Consider the following 22,771-nt stretch of genomic DNA (forward strand, 5'->3'; position numbering starts at 1 on the left):
AAACCAAAATTAAACCTATGTAAACTTTTTGCCCCAAAATGTAAACTTATAAAATTGGGCTGAAAGTGTTAAAAACAAAGGGGTTAAGTGAACTTATCGTTATATACGCTTCGTTTTGTGCCCCATAAGAGTTAAAACTTGCTTTTGGAGCAAATGTCAACATAGGCGGGCTCCTTAATATTGATGTCAGCCTTGATAAGGGAAAAATAAGAAAGAAAACCGGATTGTTTGCAAAAATAGTACAACGGAATTACACTGTTGACATGGACCTTCCTGCTGATGGAAATATTCTTTTGAATCATGATGATATGAAATATGTCGGTAAGTATGATCCTATTTATATCAGTTCCATTACTTATGGAAGAATGGCTTTAATTTTGATAGAATCTTCTGAAAGTTATGATAAAGTAAGAATTGCATTACAAGCTGCTTTACAAGCTAAAGTTGTAAATGGGAAATTATCTTTTAATCTTGAACAAGAAAAGATTCTTAAAGAAGCAGAGGTGAACGTCATGGTGTATAATGGAGAAGGTGAAGGCACTGTTAAAACTGCGAAGGGGTGGAATGAGTTTCAAGATTTTATAATTCAAGGAGGACGATTTTCTAAAGATTTGCCGGGAGATGCCATATTCTATACTGCCAGTTATTTGTCTGATAACTCTCCTTTTTACTCCAAATTTAGAATCCATTTAGAAAATTAACAATAACTTAGAACCATGAGAATCTTAAGATATACTCTGTTTTTATTTGCTATAGGATTAATTTCATGTGAACAAGAATTTGACAAAAAAGAACAGCAATCAGATTGCTGTTCTTTTCAAAATCTACCTAAGTATCCAGAACAAGTGGTGAATATAAATGTGCATAACTATATTCCTGATATAGGAGATAAGGTTTTATCTTCTCCTTCGCATATCCATACAAGAGCTTCAGAAATCATTTCTGAGACATTATGGGATAATGGGGTTGGTAAAACAATTCATGCACAGGCAGATGAGTCGATAGTTTTGGATAATCTGAATCGATATATTTATCCTGGCTCTATCTTGGATGGGGCAAGCGTTGCCAATCAGGATTATAAAACAATCAGTGTACACTATAAGCCTATAAATGTCTCTGTATCTTTCCCTGCCCAAAAAGTTACAGGTGTACTTGAAAAGCCCTCTTTGTCTTCATGTAGGCAGTTGGTAATGGATTTGATGCATCAGAAAGGTATAGGTCAACAATCAGCTTCCGTACACTTTGATATACACCGTTTTACATCTTATGATGAGCTGAAAATGATTTTTGGATCAAATGCCAATACGAGTTTTTTATTTTGGGGGTCGTCATCTTCCCAACAAGAACATAAGGAACGAATTAGTAAAAGTAGTGGCTTATATATAAGGTTTGTTCAGAAATATTTTACGATTGATATGGATATTCCTGAGAAGAGTTTTATTGAAGGTAGTATCAATGCCCAATACTCTCCTGTCTATGTGAGCTCCATAGCTTATGGAAGGGTCGGCATATTAACTCTTGAAACCGATGAAATATACGAGAATGCGGAGTCCATTGTAAAGAAAGCCGTTAATGGCTTTTTATATAACAAAAAAGAATTTCTGACAGTTGAAGAAAAGAGCTTTTTTGATGAGGCCAGAATGAAAGTATATGTAGGGGGAGGAAATGGTGACAGTGGTGTAAAGACCCTTACCGGATTTGACGATTTTATTAAATTTATAAGTGAAGGAGGGCATTTTTCTGCAGAGACACCTGGTAAACCTATATTTTGCAGTTTTGCGTACTTGTCGGATCATTCACCTTATAAAGTTAAATTTAAAATTGATATTGATAGCGATCCTGTATATGCAAGAATTGAATATCGGAATCTAAAAAATGACTCTTATGCGGGGAGATCTTTACAAAGAGAAAAGATAATTGGCGATGTACATCTTGCCTTTTATGCTGATAGAACCGCTAAGATTCCGACAGTTGCTCCAAGATACATTTCTTTTAATATTGTAGAACATAGCAGACATTATTTGAAGGCTCGAATACCAAGAATGGAAAAGGATGATACAATAGTAGAAGAATTTGTCAAGAGTAATAATAGTCGTGGGACTGAATTACAATTAAAACATGATTTGTTGCTCACAGAATTTGTTTGGACGCATAATAACCCAAGAAGAACTCGAAATGAACAAAACACTTTCAGATATAGTCTTAGTGAAGGTGGTTTTTACAAAATTCTCCCTGCTATAAATGAGCCAAAGAAGTGGCAATAATTTGAAGTTGGTGCTCCTTGCTGGACACATAAATAATCCTCCGGCAAAGTTTAGACAGAGAAAGAAATTGGAAGAGATAATAACCTTCAGAAGAGATTTTACAAACGATGAAAACAGAGCTTGAAAAGTGTTTGGCAGGGGAGTGGTATGACTACTGTCATGACGAAGTCTTTCTGAAGCTGAAAGAAAAGACGAATCGGCTGCTTTTACGCTATAATGCGCTGCTTTATGATGAGCAGGTTGAACGCTGTGCAATCTTAAAATAATGTTAGGTAGTGTTGGCGTGAATGTATCTGTTGCCACTCCATTCGCCTGTGACTACGGTTGTAATATCCATATCGGCAACAATGTCAGCATCAACGCATGCTGTACGTTTATTGACTGCAACCGCATACTTATCAGCAGCAATGTCCTTATCGGTCCGATGTGAAGATTTACACTGCCCCCCACCCTGTAAAACTACGTAAAAGGCTATATCCTACAGAATACCCTGCTCTCCAGTTCAACGAAGCGGTTGTAAGATACCGCGTCGGGAAAATCCGCGTGCGTGTACCTTTGATAAAAAACAGATAGTAATGCTTGAAATTGCGGAATGAACCAAAGTGGAACACAAGCATGATCGTCATAATCTCGCTGTCAGAAAGAGCAGACGCACGTCTGCGGTGGGGGCGGTTTTCGGAGGACAAAAGCAGTTTTTCTGCGTTTGTCTCGTTAAGATGTATCATAAACTCATCAATAATAAAGAAAATCCCTGTAACTTTGTCTCTTGTAATCATAGCTTGTTCGTTTTGTAACTTATTGTAAGTCAATTATATAGGAATAAAATAAAACTATAATTACCTACTTTTAAACTGACTTTCTCCTCAATTTCTTATTCCGAACCGGGGGTAACGAATAATAATCTTTAAAAGTGATTCCCCGTTACGATGTTTTAATGTGGATTTTTTTCATCATGGCATCAAATACTTCGCAAAATATATTTGGCATAAAGACAATTTCTGTATCTTTGTTTTCCGCATGCATAGCGATGATTGCATGTGACACTTTAAAAAGTTGAATTATTTATTTTTGAAAACTATTTAATAATAACTCTATGAAAAAGCATTTTGTGATGACATTGTTGTTCTCTGTCTTTTTTATGACAGGGCAGTTGATGGCTCAGAACTTGGTCGATGCAGCAAATTTTAAGAAATATGCTGCCGGTAATGAAAAAATTCTATCAGAAGAACCTGTTCAAGGTTCGCGTGTCGTATTTCTCGGTAACTCTATTACTGAGAATTGGGTGTCGTATCACGGCGAGTTCTTTACTCAGAACAATTATATCGGTCGAGGTATCAGCGGGCAGACTTCGTATAATTTTTTGCTCCGATTCCGTGAAGATGTCATTGATTTGAATCCTGATTTGGTGATTATTAACGTGGGAACGAATGATGTAGCTGAGAATTCCGGTCCTTATAATGAAGATATTACCATGAATAATCTGATGTCAATGGTAGAATTGGCTCAGGTTCATAATATTAAAGTAATTCTGACTTCAGTTTTACCTGCCGCTCAGTTCGGATGGAGAAAATCTATTACCGATGCTCCGGAGAAGATTATTAAGTTAAATTCTCGAATCAAGCAATATGCGAAAGATAAGAAACTCCGGTATGTGGATTATTATAAAAATATGATTTCTAAGGATGGTCGCTCTATGAATGCCGAATATACGAAAGATGGGGTACACCCGACACTTGAGGGGTATCTGATAATGGAGGAGATGATACAGAAAGCTATTGAAAAAGAAATAAAGTAATGGCAGGGAGGAATTAAAATGACAGCGAAGAGAATTGGAATGTTGGGCGTCATTATGATGTTCTGGTTTGCTATTGCTTTTATATCTAACATTTTAGGTGCTATCATTCCGGATATTATTGATAACTTTCACCTGAAAGATTTAACATTAGCCGGATTCATTCCAACTTCTTTCTTTGTTGCTTATGCTGTTATGTCCATTCCTTCAGGCATATTAGTTGATAAATATGGTGAAAAAGGGGTGCTGTTAATAGGCTTTATATTGTCGTTTATAGGAACTTTGTCTTTTTCATTGCATCCTATATATACTATGCTGTTGTTTTCTTCTTTCATAATAGGAATTGGCATGGCTATGCTTCAAACGGTGCTGAACCCGTTGCAGAGAGCTGTGGGGGGTGAAGAGAATTACGCTTTTGTTGCCGAAGTTGCCCAGTTTATTTTTGGCATTGCATCCGCTTTAGGTCCGTTGGCTTATATGTATCTGATGCATGCTCTTTCGCCAAGTGCATATATTCCGGGGAATAATCTTATCATTGATGGATTTGCAAAGCTGACTCCCACAGCATTACCGTGGGTTGCTCTTTATTGGTTGTTTACCATTATTCTGTTTATCATGATTTTGCTGGTTCTCTTTATTCGTTTTCCAAAATTGGAAACAGCAGCGAATGATGGCGTTACTACCGCTTCATCGTATAAAGTGCTAATGAAACAAAGATACGTTTGGCTGTTTTTCCTCGGCATATTCTGTTATGTTTGTTCGGAACAGGGAATATCTATTTATATGAGTGAGTTCTTGGAACAATATCACGGATTCGATCACACAACTTTAGGAGCCGGTTGTGTGAGTCTGTTCTGGGGACTGATGATGATAGGCTGTATCTTTGGCATGATATTACTTAAGTTAGTTGATAGTCGGAAACTGTTGTTTCTTTCCGGTATCGTATCAATTATATTGTTTGGTGTAGCATTATTTAGTATTGCCGGTATATCTCGTTGGGCTTTTCCTTTCATGGGCTTTACCATTTCCATGATGTATTCCATCGTTTTCTCCTTAGCTTTGAATACGGTATCACAACATCACGGTGCTTTTGCCGGTATTTTGTGTAGCGCTTTAGTTGGTGGAGCTATCGGTCCGCTTTTTATTTCGAAGATTGCCGATCTTACATCACTTCGTACAGGAATGATGTTTATATTCTTCACTTTAGCATATATCACCGTGATAGGCTTGTGGGCAAATCCGTTGATAAATAATAAGACGGTCTGTTTAAAACAATTATTCTGTAAAAAGAATTAGCCAACGAAGACTCGGGCTGCTTTCTTGCTCATCACTTTATGTATAAAGGCAATGATAATCCAGCATACGGCGAATGTACAAAGTGCTCCGCAAGGAATCTGAATGTAGATAGGAATATTCAATGCTCTCATCAATGTGATTATCGGGCCAACTATCAGTTCGTGTATCATGTAAATTCCGAATCCGCATAATGTTAGGTTGGCCAGTAGATTGATAATCTTCTTAGATTTGATAGTTATCTTCTTAGCGATAAGGAATATTGGGATAGTCTCTAAAACTACATTGATAGAATTAAATGTGAAGAATAATTCCAACTGATCTTCTGTATGCCCATCAAGATTTGCCATATAGCTGAATCCGAAATAGGTAATAAGATACCCGACAATGAACATTGGAATGCCAATAATTAAAGTTTTCTGTAATGACCAATTGATGTAATGACGAATATAGTGCCCTAAAAGCAGATAACCATTAAATCCGGCGAAGTAATATAACATGCCGTATGCATTCCAAGAACATGTTCCCCAAAGATATTCATTTACATAATTGTAGTAATAAGGAAGAAAAAGCGTTACACCCCATGCGAGGAGGAAATAAAGCTTTGCTTTTTGTGAGGCTTTCTCTACCCAGGCAGAAAAGATAGGTATATACAGGTATAAACCAATTAGTAAATAGATGTACCACATGTGAATGTCGAACGAGGAAAAGTTGAAAGGGATGTTCGATATGCGTATTGCAGCATCTCCAAGAGTCAATTTGAAAACATCGGCAGAAGGATAGTATTGGATTAAAGTATTTCCGTCCAATCCGAATAAACCGAATATATAAGGTGTGATACAATAAATGAACGACCAGATAAGAAATGGCCACAGTACGCGGGTAATTCTTTTTTTATAAAAAAAACTTGCTTCATCTTTTACAGGGAGTAATAAAGCGCCGGTCAGCATAGCAAAAAGTGGAACACATGGACGGAAAAATGAACCGTAAATCTGTCCCCAGAAATTAATCTGATTAATGTTTGATGTATCATTGCCACCATAAAAATTAAAAGGATCGGCACTGTGACAGCAGATAAGAAGAAACATGGCGAAGAACCGGACAACGTCCAGCCAAACTACTCGGCTTGGTTGATTGATTGTGGAAGTCATTTATGTGGATTCAAGAAATTTAAAAAAGATAGCAGCATATTAATTCGTTATCAATATGCTGCTATTATAAATGCCGAACTAATGTCGGGGGGGGAATTATTTATCTAAGACTTTAACTTTAATGTTACGGAACCAAACATTGTCACCATGATCTTGCAAGCCAATGAAACCTTCATGGTTGTCACCACCGCAATTGTTCAACAATGCAAATGCTTCCGGCCAAGCTTTCTCACTGAACTTAGAAGCCTGTAACATTTCTGTCCATTTTGGAGTCCAGAGATGATATTCGAGAACTTTTTCACCATTCTGATAGTGAACAATAGTTCCTTCGTATACTAAGATTTTAGTCTCGTTCCATTCTCCAAAAGGTTTAGAGTTTTGTGGATCAGCCGGTATCATATCATACAAAGAAGCAGACTGACGATTACCATCCTTGCCTAACTTAGCATCCGGGTGGTTTACATTATCCAATACCTGATATTCAGGAGCAGAGATGTAAATAGGCTGGAACTGCCCCGGTTTATCTTTAACCGGAACTTCTTGAGCTAAATAGAAGATACCTGAGTTAGAACCTTTGTCAACTTTCCATTCAAGTGTCAATTCGAAATTCTTAAACTTATGAGCGAAAATCAAATCGCCACCTTCTAATGACTGACCTTCACCTGTACCGGAACCATTGATTTTCAAGGCACCGTCTTCAACAATCCAACGAGCAGGGATAGAATCCTTGCCATAGCCACGCCAACCTTCAGTAGATGAACCATCAAAGATGGTGATTACACCTTCAGAGTCAACAGGAAGAGTAATTGTCTTGTTCTCTTCACCAACCGGTTGAGTAGATACAGCTAAATCAATTGTAGTTGGAGCAGTAGGTGCAGCTTCTTCTGCGGCTTGCTGTTGTTTTTTGCCACCACATGATGTAAATGCTGCTGCAATAGCCATGCATCCCATCAACGTTAACATTTGCTTTTTCATATCTATAATAATTAAAGAATAAAATTCTCTTATAAAATCGTACGAAGTTACTATTTTTTTTATTTGATTGTATGGATTCAATGATAGTTTAAAGTTTTATTAACATTAAAGATTGCTAAAAGATAACATGCGCAGATTCTATAATTGAGTACAAAGCTGCACAATTTATCTCAATTAGAGAAATGAAAATTGTTATAACTTCATTATGAACATTCTATTTTCATTAGCAAATTATTGCTTTTTTTGATAATGAATCTGTGGCATTGACGGCTACACCTCTTATTACTCCATTACGCCTAAATTATTATAAAGAGACCGAAAAAAAGTGACGCGGATAAACCGATCAACTCATACGTATGAATCGCCTAACTCATCCGCATGAAACGATCAACTCATCCGCATCAATTGATCAACTCATCCGCATGACTTTGCTAACTTATATGCATGACTGCGCAAAATCTTCTGATGATTGCAACAACTCGTATATATCTCTTTCAGCATTCTTAAGTTCGATGGGCTTACGTTAATTGATGAGTCATAAAATACATTAAAACAGGAGGATGCATTCTCTTATTTCTTCAGTAAAATTTTTTATACATGACAATATGAGTCATATTTAATGGCTTGCCTCTTATTTATTTAAATAGATATCTTATTTATCAATATTTTTATTTAACTTTGAAAGCTAAATATACACGAACGAATGGACGCTCAGAAGAAGTCTTTATTAGGTTGTACATTATACGAACTTCAGGCGATAACATCGCAACTTGGCATGCCTCGGTTTACTGCTAAGCAGATAGCTTCATGGATTTATAGCACGAAAGTGAAATCCATTGATGAGATGACTAATATTTCTTTAAAGAATAGAGAGTTGCTAAAACAGCATAATGAAGTAGGAGCTTCGGATCCTGTTAATGCACAGCGTTCTGTAGATGGGACGGTTAAGTATTTGTTTCGGACAGGTGATGGAAATTTTGTTGAGACTGTTTATATTCCTGAAGAAGAGCGGGCTACACTTTGTGTTTCATCGCAGGTAGGTTGCAAGATGAATTGTTTGTTTTGTATGACAGGCAAGCAGGGCTTTACGGAAAATTTGACAACTAATCAGATTCTTAATCAGATTTATTCTGTTCCGGAACGGGATTCATTGACAAATGTAGTTTTCATGGGGATGGGAGAACCTATGGATAACATAGATAATGTGCTGAAAGCTACGGAGATATTGACGGCCGACTACGGTTATCAATGGAGTCCGAAGCGAATCACTGTTTCTTCTGTCGGAGTAAGGAAAGGATTGGAACGATTCTTACAGGAAAGCGAGTGTCATTTGGCAATTAGTTTGCACAATCCGTTTCCCGATCAGCGGGAGGAATTGATGCCGGCAGAGAAGGCATATAGTATTCTTGATTTATTAGAGAAGTTGCGTAATTATGATTTCTCTCACCAGCGTCGACTTTCGTTTGAATATATTGTGTTTAAGAATTTAAACGATTCACCATCCTATGCCAAAGAATTAGTTCGTTTACTAAAAGGTATGGAGTGTCGTGTAAACCTGATTCGTTTCCATGCAATTCCCAATGTTCCACTTGAAGGAGCAAGTATGGAAACGATGATTGCTTTTCGGGATTATTTGACGCAACATGGAGTTTTTGCAACTATTCGTGCCTCGCGAGGTGAAGATATATTTGCTGCTTGTGGAATGCTATCTACAGCAGAAAAACAAAAAAAAATAAAAACATAGATTTATGAGAAACGTTATTACTTTTTTAGCCTGTTGTTTGATATTTGTCTTATCGAGTTGTGGTGACAAGACTATATTTACTCCGACTTCAAGTGGCCGGCCTTACGAGGTATTGATTGTCATGAGTAACACCATGTGGGACCGTCCAATCGGGCAAGCACTGTTTACGGCTTTAGACTCTGACGTGCCGGGATTACCTCAGTCGGAGCGTTCTTTTAGAATTACAAAGGTTGATCCGAAACATTTCAATCAGACATTTAAAATTTTCCGTAATATTATTATTACAGATATCGCTCCAATTTATACACAGACCAAGTTGAAATATACACGCGATGTTTATGCTTCCCCACAGATGATCATGACTATTCAAGGACCAAGTGAAGAAGACGCTGCTCAATATCTTCAACAGTATGGTCAGCAGGTGGTTGATTTTTTTACGAAAGTAGAAATGAACAGACAAATTAAGGAGTTGAAGAAGAAACATAATATAGTTGCTTCTCAATTGGTTGATAGTATTTTTGGATGCGACATTTGGATTCCTACCGATTTACAGAGCCATAAAAAGGGAAAGAATTTCTTGTGGATATCGACTAATCGTGTAAACGCGGACTTAAATTTTGTAATGTATACCTATCCTTATAAAGATAAGAGAACCTTTACTTTAGATTATTTTATTCACAAACGTGATTCTGTGATGCAAGTCAATATTCCGGGTGAACGTGATGGTATGTATATGGAGACCGATTCGGCTCATGTCAGTTCTAAGAATATATCTATTCGAGGTAAGTATGCTCAAGATGTTCGTGGACTTTGGGACGTGAAAAATGATATTATGGGGGGACCGTTCGTCTCTCACGCTGTTGTTGATGAGGTGAACGGACGTGTAGTTGTGGTAGAAGGGTTTGTTTATTCTCCGGATAAATTAAAACGGAATTATATGCGTTTGATGGAAGCTGCACTATATACATTAAAACTACCTCAAGAACAAGAACTTCCTGAGATTGTAATTGAGGCGCCAGGAGATATACAAGAAGAGGAAATTGATACTGTGGCATTGCAAAAGAAATTTTGATTACAGTATAAAAAAGATATAAAAATGGAAGATAACAAGATAAGGGTGGGTATCACCCATGGAGATATTAATGGTATCGGGTATGAAATCATTTTAAAAACTTTCAATGATCCAGTCATGTTTGAATTTTGTACACCTATCGTGTATGGATCTCCAAAAGTAGCTACCTATCATCGAAAAGCACTTAATATTGATACTAATTTCAGTATTATCAATAATGCGACGGAAGCAGAAGATGGACGATTAAATATTCTTCCGTGTGTTGATGATGAATTGAAAGTGGAGATAGGACGTCCGTCTAATGAGGCCGGTCAAGCATCATTGGATGCTCTTCGAAAAGCAATCAAAGATTATCGTAACGGATTGATTGATGTGCTTGTGACAGCTCCTGTTGATAACACAACAATGCAACTTGGCGAATATCACTATGTTGAACAGTCAGATTATATTGCTCAAGCGTTGGGAGAGGAGCAAAAAGCGTTAAATATCTTTGTTAAAGATGATTTCAGAGTAGCTTTAGCAACCGGATATATCGCTTTTGGAGATGTTGCTTCTTCGCTGACAGAGCAAATATTGAAGGAGAAAATTGAGATATTTCATCACGCATTAGTTGATGATTTTGGGTTGGATAAACCTCGTATTGCTGTTTTTTCTTTAAATCCTCACGCAGGGCTGAAGGGTTTGTTAGGAAAGGAAGAACAGGAGATTATTATTCCGGCTATGCAAGAAGCTACGTCAGAAGGTATTTTATGCTTTGGCCCTTATTCTGTGGACGGATTGATGGGTTCCGGCAATTATACTCATTTTGATGGTATTCTGGCTATGTATCATGATCAGGGTCTTGCTGCATTTAAGTCATTGACGGCAGAAGAAGGTGTAAAATATATAGGTGGATTGCCCATAGTTTATACATCTACAGTACATGGCGTTGCTTATGATATAGCAGGCCAAGGAAAAGCAGACGAAGATGCTTTGCGTAATGCAATTTATTTGGCATTGGATATATATCGTTACCGAAATAATGAGGAAGAAATCCATGCAAATCCTTTGAAGAAACAGTATTTTGACAAACGAGATGATAGTTATAAATTGAAATTAGATAGTACGGACGATACAGAAGACACATTATAAAATGAAATTTGCTATTATTTCTGCAGGTGAAGGTTCAAGATTACAACAGGAGGGAGTAGGTTTGCCAAAGCCACTGGTGGAGTTGAACGGAGTTTCAATGATCGATCGACTGATTAAAATATTCATTGACTGTGGTGCTACGGAGATAGTTATTATTATTAATAATGAGCAACCATTGACGAAGGCTCATTTGCTTGAAGTACAAAAAAAATCACGAATTCCTATTCAGTTGGTTATTAAATCAACTCCAAGTTCCATGCACAGTTTTTATGAACTGAGTAAGTTCCTTTGTGATGATAAGTTCTGTTTGACAACAGTTGATACTGTATTTAAAGAGCGGGAGTTCAAGATTTATATTGATAAGTTTATGCATTCTGACGTGGATGGTTTGATGGCTGTTACAGATTATATAGATGATGAAAAACCTCTTTATGTTGGAACAGATGAAGCATTAAATGTGACAGGTTTTTTTGATTCTGTTCAATCTGATTCCAGATATATTTCCGGAGGTATCTATTGTTTGAAGCCTGTTGCGATTGAAATTCTCCAATGGTGTATAGACAAAGGAATGTCGCGTATGCGTAATTTTCAAAGACAACTGGTTGCTGATGGTCTGCGGCTGAAAGCATATCCGTTTAGTAAGATATTGGATGTTGATCATGTAGAAGATTTAATAAAAGCGGAAGCTTTTTTAAACGAACAGGGTAAGGAATGAAAGAGTTGAAAGTTATAGGTGTAAGTCGTGCTAATAAATATTCGCCGAATATGGTTGATAAAGATGCTGCTATATTCAATCAGGTGACAGAGAAACTTAGAGAAAAAGGGTGGACTGTTGCTGTTTATTCGGAAGAAGAGTTTGTAAAAAGGAACTTAACCGCTGATGTAATCTATAACATGGCTCGTGATGCACAGACACTTGATAGTCTTTGCAAGTTGGAAGATGGCGGAGTAATGGTTATCAATTCAGGTTATGGAATTAAAAGTTGTGGTCGCCAACAACTAACGGAACTTTTCCAGAAAGGTGGAGTTCCTTATCCTAAAAGTTTTATTATTGCTACTAATGTTCCTTTTAATGAAAATTTTTATCCTTGTTGGTTTAAACGAGGAGATTCTCAAGCAGTAAAGAAGAATGATGTCAGCTTTGTCTCATCCAGTGAGGATGCAAACAGAATATTGGAGGATTTTCAACGAAGAGGAATAAAGACAGTGGTTGTCAGTGAACATTTAATAGGTGATTTGGTAAAGTTTTATGGTGTTCAGAATACTGATTTCTTTGATTGGTATCGTTCAACACCGGTAACTCATAGTAAGTTTGGTTTAGAAGTAATAAACGGAGAACCAATCGGGTATGAGTTTGATGTGAAAGAATTGAGGTATTGGAGTGATGAGGCTGCTCGTATATTGAATGTTCCCATTTATGGAGGAGATTGTGTGGTGGCAGCTGACGGCTCTTTTAAGATAATAGATTTTAATGATTGGCCGAGCTTTTCACATTGCTGTGATAAAGCAGGAGTTGCCATTGCAGATTGTATAAGTGGTTTAGTCAAAAAGAAATTTAATTATGGATGAGGTATTGAATAAGGCAGGAATAGAATCTACCCTGAAGTCGCAAGATACCGAGGAGTGGCTCGATATATATTTTAACAGGCCGATTGGATATGTTTGGGCGATGCTTTTTAAAAAGTTGGGTGTGCATCCAAATGTAGTAACTGTTTTTTCTATTATATTGGGAGTAATGGCAGGGATATTGTTTTATTCCACAGATTTAAAATATAATATAATAGGAATTTTTCTTTTGATTTGGGCAAATCATTATGATAGCTGTGATGGTCAATTAGCCCGTTTAACAGGAAAGAAGACTCGTGTAGGAAGAATTCTGGATGGATTTGCCGGTGATATCTGGTTTTTTACTATATATGTTGCAATAGCATTGCGTTTAATGGATCAATCTATGCCGTTTAATATTGCTAATGGAAGACATTGGGGAATCTTTATTTGGATTTTAGTTATTTTTGCAGGAACTCTTTGTCATAGTAAACAGTCTACATTAGCTGACTATTATAGAAATATCCATTTGTATTTTTTAAAGGGAAAGAATGGAAGCGAGTTGGATAATTTTAAGCAGCAAAGAGAGTTGTTTTATAGTCTGCCGTGGAAAGGAAATTTCTGGTGGAAGATATTTCTTTATTTCTATGGAAACTATACGCATTCTCAGGAGAAGATGACTCCTAACTTTCAAAGGTTCTATGCTATAACTCGCCAGAGATATGGCGATGATATACCCCAGAACTTACGGAATGAATTTCGTTTCCAAAGTTTACCGTTGATGAAGTATGCAAATATACTGACATTTAATACACGGGCTATTGCTCTTTATGTTAGTTTATTATTGAGTCAACCATGGATATACCCTGTATTTGAGATTGTAGTGATGACATTGTTGTTCCTTTATATGAAGCATCGTCATGAAGTGATGTCGTTAAAGTTCTATGAAAAATTGATTGAAAGTGAAGAATAAGTATCGTAACATATTTCTGTTATTTGGTATTGCCGCTATTATTATTATGCTTCTTTCGTTTGATATGGATTATAAAGAAGTATGGCATAATTTGAAGAGAGCCGGATATTGGTTTCCTGCAATTCTTTTGTTGTGGGTATTTATTTATATGGTGAATGCATTGTCATGGTATAATATTATTCGTGATGGGGAGAAATCGCCAATATCATATTTAAAAGTGTATAAACTGACAGTAACGGGTTTTGCGCTGAATTATGCTACTCCCGGAGGATTAATGGGAGGAGAACCTTATAGAGTGATGGAACTCACACCTTATGTGGGGGCGAGTAAAGCGACTTCTTCTGTTATACTTTATGTGATGATGCATATTTTTTCGCATATCTGTTTTTGGTTTGCTTCCATATTCTTATATATCGTATTGTATCCTGTAAATGCAATGTTGGGAGCGATATTTGCTATTACTGGTTTTGTTTTATTATTTCTTATATATTTATTCCTCCGTGGATACAGTAAGGGAATGGCAGTAAAAACCATTCGTTTTTTAGGATGTGTTCCTTTTGCAAAGAATTGGGCGAGACGTTTTTCTATAGAAAAAAAGGAAACATTAAAGAAGATTGATTTACAAATTGCAGAGTTGCATAAGCAACGTAAAGCAACATTTTATTCTTCTTTGGGATTGGAGCTTCTGGCAAGAGTAATGACTTGTGTAGAAGTATATTTCATATTGAATATTTTGACTACGAATGTTAGTTTTCCATCATGTATCTTGATTATGGCTTTTACTTCTTTGTTTGCCAATATTTTCTTCTTCTCTCCTATGCAATTGGGTGCCCGTGAAGGAGGTTTTGCTATTGCGGTTGCACAGTTGGCAATACCAGGTGCATACGGTGTGTATACCGGTTTAATTTCACGAGTGAGAGAATTGATTTGGATTATCATTGGTGTAGCATTGATGAAAGTTGGTACCGGTGTTACAAAGAATAAAAAGGAAGCTAATAAATTGATAGGTGGAGGTTTGACTACTATACAGAAGGAGGAAAAGAAAGGTGTTGACTAATATTAAAGGTATTATTTTTGATTATGGTGGTACTATAGATACGAATAGCCGACATTGGGCTAAAGTGTTATGGAGTTTGTATCAAAAGTATAATATACCGATAGATGAAGATAGTTTCCGCGAGGCTTATATCTTTGGAGAACGTTCGCTGGCAAGGTATCCGTATGTCAGTCCAAATGATGATTTTTATCAAGTTTTGATATATAAGACAAAATTGCAAGTTGAATATCTGGCATCACAGAACAGATTGCCTATGGACGAAACTTTGCTTTGGCAGTATGCAAAGCAGGTTGCGGAAAGTAGTTATCAGTATGTATTAGATGTATTAAAGATAACAAGACCGGTAGTAGAGGAACTTTCTCGTCGATATAAGTTGGTTCTCGTGTCTAATTTTTATGGTAATATTCAAACTATTCTCAATGATTTTGAATTGAATACTTTTTTCTCATCTGTAGTTGAATCTTCGATTGTTGGTGTTCGTAAGCCTGATCCGGCTATTTATCATTTAGGTGTTAATGCCATGGGATTTAGTGCGAATGAGGTTGTTGTTGTTGGCGATTCTTTTTCAAAAGATATAGTACCTGCAAAGAAAGTTGGTTGTAAAGCTATTTGGTTGAAAGGCGAAGGATGGGGAAAAGAAGAAGTGGATGAGTCTTTGCCGGATGCAATCATAACGAGTTTAGTTCAATTACTGAAATTTGTATAACGATTAAATGTTTTGATTATGGCGAAGAAACATGATTTTGTAAATAAAGAATACATAGTGCCATTTATTTTGGTCACTTCTTTGTTTTTCCTTTGGGGATTTGCCCGTGCTATACTCGATGTTCTAAATAAGCATTTTCAGAACATCTTGGATATATCTATAACACAATCAGCACTTATTCAGGTAACCACTTATCTTGGATATTTTCTAATGGCTATTCCTGCCGGTTGGTTTATCAATCGTAGAGGATATCGGCAGGGAGTTGTAATGGGGTTGATTTTGTTTGCAGTGGGAGCGTTAGCTTTTATTCCCAGTTCGCGAAGTGGAACTTTTTATGCTTTTCTTCTTCCTTTGTTTGTGATAGGTTGTGGATTAGTTTTTCTTGAGACTTCTGCTAATCCTTATTCTACCGAGTTGGGTGATTCGGAAACAGCTTCCAGCCGATTGAACTTCTCCCAATCTTTTAATGGGCTTGGTAGCTTATGCGCTACTTTTGTCGTCGGACAGTTTTTATTTGATGAAACGCCGGAAGATAGTCATATTGTAGTGCCTTATACTATTCTTGGAGTGGTCGTTTTGTGTATTGCTGTTATTTTTTCTCGCATTAATTTACCGGAGATAAAGCATAAGGAAACAGATGTTGATCGAGCAAAGGGGGCCCGAATCAGAAAACTATTCCGCTATCATCCTATGTTTGTATTTGGTTTATTTGCTTTGTTATGCTATGAAATTGGAGAGATTTCTATTAATAGTTACTTTATAAACTTTGTTACAGGACAGGGATGGATGAATGATAATACTGCATCTATTGTTTTGACTGTCGCTTTAGCATTCTTTATGGTCGGACGTTTTGTGGGTAGTTGGATTATGCGATCTATTTCGGCTGCCAGAATGTTGTTGATTTGTGGAATCGGAAGTGTAGTTTGCATTGGCATTGTTATATGTAATATAGGAAAAGTATCCATGGTTGCATTGATTGGCAATTACTTATTCGAAGCAATTATGTTTCCTACCATATTCTCTTTAGCTTTGACTAATTTGGGAAATCTTACAAAAAGTGCTTCTTCTTTGCTGATGATGACCCCTATAGGAGGATGCGGATTCCTTTTAATGGGATATGTATCGGAGCTTACTACTAATTCATTTGCGTTTATTGTTCCGTTTATCGGATTTGTTGTCGTACTTCTGTATGCCTTGAAACAGAATGCTATGAAGAAAAGAATGGAAGTGTAATTTTATGCTTTTCTCTATAAAATGATCAAATTATTGGGTAGATGTATGTTTATAGGGTTATTTCTGAGAGATTGATTTTATAATTTCTCAGGACGAAGATTGCTGCACTTGACCATGTGCAGTATATCTTGCTCTGTTCCGGAGAATGGACCATGAACTTCCTGACTGATAGACGCCATAGCAGCGGCGAAGCATCCGGCCTCTTCATACGAAGCGCCTTTGTTTCTCATATACAGATATCCTGTTGCGTAGGTATCACCACAACCGGTTGCGTCTATGATTCTCTTGGGAGGATATGCCGGTATTTTGTAAATGTGCTTATCTGCGTAGATGATAGAACCAAGACTTCCCAAAGTTACCAGTACTTCTTTTACTCCCCAATCACCTATTTGTTTTGCTGCGTCAATAGGATCAGAATATCCGGTGAGTAATTCCATTTCGAATTCATTTATTTTTAAAATGTCGATATATTTTAGTGCTTCAAGTTTCTCAGGCCAGTCGACAGAATAAACCTTGTCGCCACGGACTTCGCGTAAATAACCTTGCACATCCAGACTGAGAATACCTCTTCCGGAAAGATATTTGATGATGTCCAAAGAGAAGTCGTTACTTAATAAGCTGCCTAAATGGTATATGCGAGCTTCTACATCTTTTAAATCTTCAACGTTAAAAGGGTCGGCTTTGGCTAAGACACGTTGCGTCCGGTTATCTTGATTAGTGCCATATTTATTTTCAAAATAGACAGTCTTGCTGCTTGGAATGACTTTTACTTTTATTCCTTTTTTACGGATTTCCTCTACTGAACTCATTTCTGTTTCAGCTAATGAAGTTACCAGCTTATAATTCTTATAATCGTCTAAATGGCTGATACCATGAGAGAAATAATATGATGTACCACCGGGTAAATATATTATATTGTTGGGCGTAATAATTTTATCTAAAGTGATATGCCCAATGCAGCAAATGTCATTCATATCGTGTAGCCTTGAAACTTAATTTGGCAAAATTATAAAAAAAGGTTGATTTATCAGCCATATATTGGAAGATTTATACAGTATTACGCTAAAAATAGGATATTTAGAAGATAAAAAAGGAATGTGTAAGGAAGATAAAACGTAAATTCGGAAAGGTTGAAGAACGTGTTAGTTTATCAAATCGTAACTGCCAATCCAACCAACCTCCCGAGCTGTTTCTACATAAAGAAAGAATATCTTTCTCCACAAAAATAAAAACACTTTAGATATAACATTTATGATTTATAGACCACTGTCCCGTTTGCTTGATGAGTAGCAAGAACCAATACTTCAGCTATTTGAACATGAGCCGGAGCACTGGCTGCGTAATAAGCTACGTCACCTATATCGTTGCCGGTTAAAGGTTGAATACCTTTGTACACGTTGGCTGCACGTTCTGTGTCTCCATGAAATCGGATGTTTGAGAAATTGGTCTCTACTAATCCTGGTTTAATATTTGTAACGCGGATAGAAGTCGGTGCTACATCAATACGGAGTCCGTCGGTGATAGCTTTTACCGCGGCTTTTGTTCCGCAATATACGTTTCCACCGGCATAAGCAGCGTCACCGGCAACCGACCCTATGTTAATAATGTGTCCGTGATTACGCTTCACCATTCCCGGGACAATCAGGCGAGTCATAGTGAGCAATCCTTTTATATTCGTGTCTATCATCTGGTCCCAGTCATCAAAACTGCCTTCGTATTCCGGTTCCAGCCCACGAGCCAAACCGGCATTGTTAATCAGTACATCTATGTCTTGCCACATTTCCGGAATACTTTCCACAGCTCTCTTGGCAGCTTTACGGTCACGCACGTCAAAGGCTAAAGTCAAAACCTTTATCCCATAAGATTCTAACTCTTTTGCTTCTTCGCTTAACTGCTGCATGTTCCGAGCTGTAATAATTACATTATATCCGTTTTCGGCAAACTTGCGAGCACAACCTTTACCTATTCCGCTGGTTGCGCCGGTTACCATTACAATCTTCTTTTCCATGATAAAATTCTTTTGGTTTCCGCGACAAAGATAACTAAAAAATGAGTTGAAGAATGCTGAAGGATGCAATATTTAAAAGAAACATTTTTTGTAAATTTATAGTTATATTTTTACTTTCTATTTTGTTGACAATTAGAACTTTTTTAATAACTTTGCCATATCAGTTATGAGCATCTGTTAAGTGGAACTTATGAGATCGAACGGCTGAAGAGTAAAGATTCTTTTTTAAACAAATCAATATGGAAAGATCAATAGTAAAGAAAACGATGATGTTGTTTGTCCTTTTGTGCATGATTGCTTCTGTAGGAGTGATGGCGCAAGGACGTATGTTTAAAGCTCCTAAACCGGGGACAGGTGGCAATAAATACGTACCTTACAATCAACGTGAAGGTAAAGAGTCTGTTGTTTATTTCACTCGGAATCTAAATGCAGATGGTTTGATAAAGGCCTACGAACAGGTAAACGCAAATATCAAGGGAAAGATTGGAATTAAACTTCATACCGGAGAACAAAACGGGCCGAACATTATTCCTCGTGAATGGGTAAAGGCATTGGTGAATAAAGACTTGAAGGACGCGAACATTGTAGAGACGAATACTTATTATAAAGGTGACCGTTATACGACCGAGGCACATCGCAAGACACTTCAGGTGAATGGATGGACATTCTGCCCTGTTGATATTATGGATGAGCAGGACACACTTACACTTCCTGTAAATGGTGGAAAATGGTTTAAAAAGATGTCTGTAGGTAGTCATCTCCCTAATTATGATTCTTTTGTTATTTTGACGCATTTCAAAGGACATACACAAGGAGGTTTTGGTGGTTCGAATAAAAATATAGGAATCGGTTGCGCTGATGGCAGAGTGGGGAAAGCTTGGATTCACACTACTCCCGGTCAGCCCAATCAATGGGATATCAGTGAAGAAGAGTTCATGGAAAGGATGACAGAGTCTACTAAATCTGTTATTGATCACTTTGGAAAGAACATCACTTATGTCAATGTAATGCGTAATATGTCGGTGTCGTGCGATTGTGAGGGAGTTCATGCGGCTCCGGTTGTCACTCCCAATGTGGGAATTCTTTCTTCAACAGATATTTTGGCTGTTGATCAGGCTTGTGTAGATATTATCTATGCCATGACAGAGGCAGAACATCACGATTTAGTTGAACGTATGGAGAGCCGTCATGGTTTACGTCAGCTTTCTTACATGAAGGAGCTGGGCATGGGAAACAATCGTTATGTGCTCATTGATTTGGATAATGGAGGCAAACGTATTACTGCTGCTGAAGCAGCCAAAGGACTGAAGCCGTTTGTTCAAGAGCAGAAATAAATACTTAAGAATAATTGTTTAATAAAGAAGGCTGAATGAGCGATTCGTTCAGCCTTCTTTGTATGTTGTGATTGAGGGTTACTTCAAACCTCTGTTCTCAAGCAGACCGTCAATTTTCGGGTCGTGTCCTCGGAAGTCACGATAGAGTGACATGCCATCTTTAATACCCCCTTTTTCTAATATGCACTTGCGCATGCGGTTGGCAATGCTGGTATCAAAAATGTTGTTAACTTCCTTATAAGCCTGAAAAGCGTCAGCTTCGTAAACTTCAGCCCAGATATAGCTGTAATAACCTGCTGTATAGCCCCCTCCCATAGTATGAGAGAAGTTGGTTACGCGGTAACGGGGCAAGATTTGATGTGGAATGCCACGCTCTTTTAATTTCTCTTCCTCAAACTTCATCACGTCAAAGTGAGCAGGAACTTCGGTAAGTACATGCATATCCATGTCGACTAACGATGCTGCCAGATACTCTACGGTAGCAAATCCTTGTCCGTATTTTGAACCGGCTACAATTTTATCAACTAATTCTTTAGGAATAATTTCACCTGTCTGATAATGCTTAGCATAGACGTTCAGTACTTCCGGCTCTAATGCCCAATGCTCGTTAAACTGAGAAGGCATTTCCACAAAATCACGTTCTACATGACCAACGGTGTTATAATGAACATTTCGCATGAAAGAATGTAATGCGTGTCCGAACTCATGGAACATGGTAGTGATATTATCGATGGTTTGTAGCGCAGGTTTGTCACCGCTGGGCAAAGTCATGCTGCATACATTTTCTACTAAAGGAATGACGCGTTCGCCTTTTTCGTTATACGATTGTCCTCGGAAAGAGGTACACCAAGCACCAGCCCGCTTTCCGGCACGTGGCATATAGTCGGCATAAAATATGGCTAACGGAGTACCGTCTTTGTCATCCACTTCAAATGATTTTACGGTATTGTTGAATGATGGGAAGTCTTTTGTACGGTCTTTGAATGTCAATCCATACAGATGATTGGCAACATAGAAGATGCCTTCGCGTACATTATTAATTTCTAAATAATTTTTCACTTCGTTCTCATCTACCGAGTACTTTGCTATCTTTGCTTTGTCTTGATAATAACGGAAATCCCAAGCTTCAGGTTCAAAGTTTTGCCCTTCCTTTTTTATTTCGGCACGAATGTCATTCAGTTCTTGTTTAGCTTTTTTTACTGCCGGTTCCCAAATCTGATCAAGCAGTTTATATACATTTTCCGGAGTCTTTGCCATCTTGTTGTCAAGTGAGAATGCCGCGTAGTTTGGGTATCCCATGAGTTTTGCTTTTTCCAATCTTAATTCAATAAGGCGTTTTGATATTTCCTTATTATTGTATTCATTGTCTTGATTTCCACGGTTGTAGTATGCCTCGTACACTTTTTTGCGTAACTCCCTGTTTTTGCAGTATTGGAGTACCGGATTACAACTTTGGCGTTGCATGTTAAACATCCATTTGCCTTCTTGTTCGTTTTCTGAAGCCATCTTAGCAGCTGCTTGAATATTTGATTCGGGTAACCCATCCAATTCTTCTGCTTTGTCCACAGTTACGAAAGTCTGATTGGTTTCGTGCAACAGATTTTGTTCGAATTTTACTTGCAACATGGAGATTTCATTGTTCAGTTGGCTTAATTTATCTCTATCGGTTGACGATAAATTAGCTCCACCGCGGACAAACTGCTTATAAATAAGTTCCAGTACACGAGTTTGTTCTTCGTCCAAATTCATAGAAGCCTGATTGTCATATACCTTCTTGACCTTGGAAAACAAATTCTGATTCTGATAGATTTTATCATTAAGAGCAGAGAGAAGAGGAGTAACTTCTGTTTCCAGTTTTTGCAAGTCCTCATTGGAGTCACTATTCGACAAAGGATCGAATACATATTCTGCTTTTTCCAGTAATTTCCCACTCATGTCCAAGGCAACAATTGTATTCTCGAAGTTCGGTTCTTCCTTATTATCAATAATAGCCTGAATCTCTGCTTTTTGAGCGTCAATGCCCTTCATAAAAGCTTCTCTCATGTCATTGACCGTTATCTTTTCGAAAGGAGGAATTTGGAAAGGCGTATCGTATTCCTGCATGATGGGATTAGTTGAAGCCTTTTCCTTTTTGTCGGTACAACTTGTACATAGTGCCAGCGATGTAGCGGCTAAAAGTAGAATCTTTTTCATATCATTATTATATTAGAAATAAATGTTTCAGTTTATCGTTGGTAATCAAGTGCATGTATTCTTTCTTTATTTGATTAAGATAGAGGTTAAAGATAAGTAATTAAAAGCAATTAGACGAGAATAAATATGATTTTTATGAAAAAGTAAAGTAATATAAGTAAGATTGGAATGTCTGACTTATACTGATATAAGTAGACACATTTAATAACCATAAAAATGTGTATAACTTATGCGTAAAAAGTACAAACATTACAGTGAGGAAGAAAAATTAAAGCTTCTTCGCGAGTATGAGGAGTCTGG

The 22,771-nt window shown here is 37.3% G+C and carries 18 protein-coding genes and 3 pseudogenes; 15 read left to right on the forward strand and 6 right to left on the reverse strand.

From position 1 onward, the window contains the following. Positions 1 to 146 precede the first annotated feature (146 nt). From LO761_RS11715 to LO761_RS11725, 3 genes and pseudogenes are all read left to right on the forward strand, one after another. Positions 147 to 701, forward strand: a pseudogene (locus LO761_RS11715) (thiol-activated cytolysin family protein); the annotation flags it as partial. Between the two features lie 15 nt (positions 702 to 716). Then, positions 717 to 2,264 (forward strand): thiol-activated cytolysin family protein, encoded by a 1,548-nt coding sequence (locus LO761_RS11720; protein ID WP_272818467.1) that lies wholly within the window; start codon positions 717 to 719, stop codon positions 2,262 to 2,264. Between the two features lie 107 nt (positions 2,265 to 2,371). Further along, positions 2,372 to 2,756, forward strand: a pseudogene (locus LO761_RS11725) (maltose acetyltransferase domain-containing protein); the annotation flags it as partial. Here LO761_RS11725 and LO761_RS11730 read toward each other — a convergent pair. Next, positions 2,748 to 3,040 (reverse strand): annotated as a pseudogene (locus LO761_RS11730) (IS982 family transposase); the annotation flags it as partial. The pseudogenes LO761_RS11725 and LO761_RS11730 overlap by 9 nt on opposite strands. 317 nt (positions 3,041 to 3,357) lie before the next feature. On the opposite strand from LO761_RS11730, the gene LO761_RS11735 reads away from it, so the two are divergent. Together LO761_RS11735 and LO761_RS11740 are read left to right on the forward strand one after the other, a co-directional pair. Next, positions 3,358 to 4,059 carry an SGNH/GDSL hydrolase family protein gene (locus LO761_RS11735; protein WP_272818468.1) on the forward strand — a complete coding sequence of 234 codons (702 nt, stop codon included), beginning with the start codon at positions 3,358 to 3,360 and terminating at the stop codon, positions 4,057 to 4,059. A gap of 18 nt (positions 4,060 to 4,077) precedes the next feature. Next, complete coding sequence (locus LO761_RS11740) at positions 4,078 to 5,352, forward strand: MFS transporter (protein ID WP_272818469.1); 1,275 nt, start codon at positions 4,078 to 4,080, stop codon at positions 5,350 to 5,352. Here LO761_RS11740 and LO761_RS11745 read toward each other — a convergent pair. Together LO761_RS11745 and LO761_RS11750 are read right to left on the reverse strand one after the other, a co-directional pair. Continuing rightward, positions 5,349 to 6,500, reverse strand: a complete 1,152-nt coding sequence (locus tag LO761_RS11745; RefSeq protein WP_272818470.1) for an acyltransferase — start codon at positions 6,498 to 6,500, stop codon at positions 5,349 to 5,351. The two genes, LO761_RS11740 and LO761_RS11745, sit on opposite strands and share 4 nt — an antisense overlap. 96 nt (positions 6,501 to 6,596) lie before the next feature. Beyond that, positions 6,597 to 7,475, reverse strand: a complete 879-nt coding sequence (locus LO761_RS11750; protein ID WP_272818471.1) for a 3-keto-disaccharide hydrolase — start codon at positions 7,473 to 7,475, stop codon at positions 6,597 to 6,599. A 703-nt stretch (positions 7,476 to 8,178) separates the two neighbouring features. On the opposite strand from LO761_RS11750, the gene rlmN reads away from it, so the two are divergent. Genes rlmN through LO761_RS11795 form a run of 9 tightly spaced genes read left to right on the forward strand, consistent with a single transcriptional unit; the run spans position 8,179 to position 16,936 of the window. Beyond that, positions 8,179 to 9,219, forward strand: a complete 1,041-nt coding sequence (gene rlmN / locus LO761_RS11755; protein WP_272818472.1) for a 23S rRNA (adenine(2503)-C(2))-methyltransferase RlmN — start codon at positions 8,179 to 8,181, stop codon at positions 9,217 to 9,219. A gap of 4 nt (positions 9,220 to 9,223) precedes the next feature. Beyond that, on the forward strand, positions 9,224 to 10,291 hold the full coding sequence (locus LO761_RS11760) for a DUF4837 family protein (protein WP_272818473.1): 1,068 nt from the start codon (positions 9,224 to 9,226) through the stop codon (positions 10,289 to 10,291). A 24-nt stretch (positions 10,292 to 10,315) separates the two neighbouring features. After that, on the forward strand, positions 10,316 to 11,422 hold the full coding sequence (locus tag LO761_RS11765) for a PdxA family dehydrogenase (protein ID WP_272818474.1): 1,107 nt from the start codon (positions 10,316 to 10,318) through the stop codon (positions 11,420 to 11,422). A 1-nt stretch (position 11,423) separates the two neighbouring features. Then, a complete protein-coding gene (locus LO761_RS11770) occupies positions 11,424 to 12,137 on the forward strand; it encodes a nucleotidyltransferase family protein (protein ID WP_272818475.1) in 714 nt (237 codons plus the stop codon). Continuing rightward, on the forward strand, positions 12,134 to 12,991 hold the full coding sequence (locus LO761_RS11775; protein ID WP_272818476.1) for an ATP-grasp domain-containing protein: 858 nt from the start codon (positions 12,134 to 12,136) through the stop codon (positions 12,989 to 12,991). The genes LO761_RS11770 and LO761_RS11775 overlap by 4 nt, the downstream gene beginning before the upstream one ends. Continuing rightward, on the forward strand, positions 12,984 to 13,940 hold the full coding sequence (locus LO761_RS11780; protein WP_272818477.1) for a CDP-alcohol phosphatidyltransferase family protein: 957 nt from the start codon (positions 12,984 to 12,986) through the stop codon (positions 13,938 to 13,940). The genes LO761_RS11775 and LO761_RS11780 overlap by 8 nt, the downstream gene beginning before the upstream one ends. After that, the gene (locus LO761_RS11785) at positions 13,930 to 14,997 is read left to right on the forward strand and encodes a lysylphosphatidylglycerol synthase transmembrane domain-containing protein (protein WP_272818478.1); all 1,068 of its coding nucleotides are present in this window, start codon (positions 13,930 to 13,932) and stop codon (positions 14,995 to 14,997) included. Before LO761_RS11780 ends, LO761_RS11785 begins: the two co-directional genes overlap by 11 nt. Next, positions 14,987 to 15,703 carry an HAD family hydrolase gene (locus LO761_RS11790; protein WP_272818479.1) on the forward strand — a complete coding sequence of 239 codons (717 nt, stop codon included), beginning with the start codon at positions 14,987 to 14,989 and terminating at the stop codon, positions 15,701 to 15,703. Before LO761_RS11785 ends, LO761_RS11790 begins: the two co-directional genes overlap by 11 nt. A gap of 18 nt (positions 15,704 to 15,721) precedes the next feature. Further along, on the forward strand, positions 15,722 to 16,936 hold the full coding sequence (locus tag LO761_RS11795; RefSeq protein WP_272818480.1) for a sugar MFS transporter: 1,215 nt from the start codon (positions 15,722 to 15,724) through the stop codon (positions 16,934 to 16,936). A 77-nt stretch (positions 16,937 to 17,013) separates the two neighbouring features. Here LO761_RS11795 and LO761_RS11800 read toward each other — a convergent pair whose 3' ends face one another. Continuing rightward, positions 17,014 to 17,910 carry a PfkB family carbohydrate kinase gene (locus LO761_RS11800; protein WP_272818481.1) on the reverse strand — a complete coding sequence of 299 codons (897 nt, stop codon included), beginning with the start codon at positions 17,908 to 17,910 and terminating at the stop codon, positions 17,014 to 17,016. Positions 17,911 to 18,185: 275 nt separating this feature from the next. Continuing rightward, positions 18,186 to 18,944, reverse strand: coding sequence for an SDR family NAD(P)-dependent oxidoreductase (locus tag LO761_RS11805; RefSeq protein ID WP_272818482.1), 759 nt, complete (start codon positions 18,942 to 18,944; stop codon positions 18,186 to 18,188). 239 nt (positions 18,945 to 19,183) lie between these two features. On the opposite strand from LO761_RS11805, the gene LO761_RS11810 reads away from it, so the two are divergent. Beyond that, on the forward strand, positions 19,184 to 20,278 hold the full coding sequence (locus LO761_RS11810; RefSeq protein WP_272818483.1) for a DUF362 domain-containing protein: 1,095 nt from the start codon (positions 19,184 to 19,186) through the stop codon (positions 20,276 to 20,278). Positions 20,279 to 20,356: 78 nt separating this feature from the next. On the opposite strand, the gene LO761_RS11815 is transcribed toward LO761_RS11810, so the two are convergent. Further along, complete coding sequence (locus LO761_RS11815; RefSeq protein WP_272818484.1) at positions 20,357 to 22,471, reverse strand: M3 family metallopeptidase; 2,115 nt, start codon at positions 22,469 to 22,471, stop codon at positions 20,357 to 20,359. Between the last annotated feature and the right edge of the window lie 300 nt (positions 22,472 to 22,771).

Origin of the sequence: Phocaeicola oris (assembly GCF_021295095.1) — a bacterium.
Taxonomy (GTDB): Bacteria; Bacteroidota; Bacteroidia; order Bacteroidales; family Bacteroidaceae; genus Phocaeicola; species Phocaeicola oris.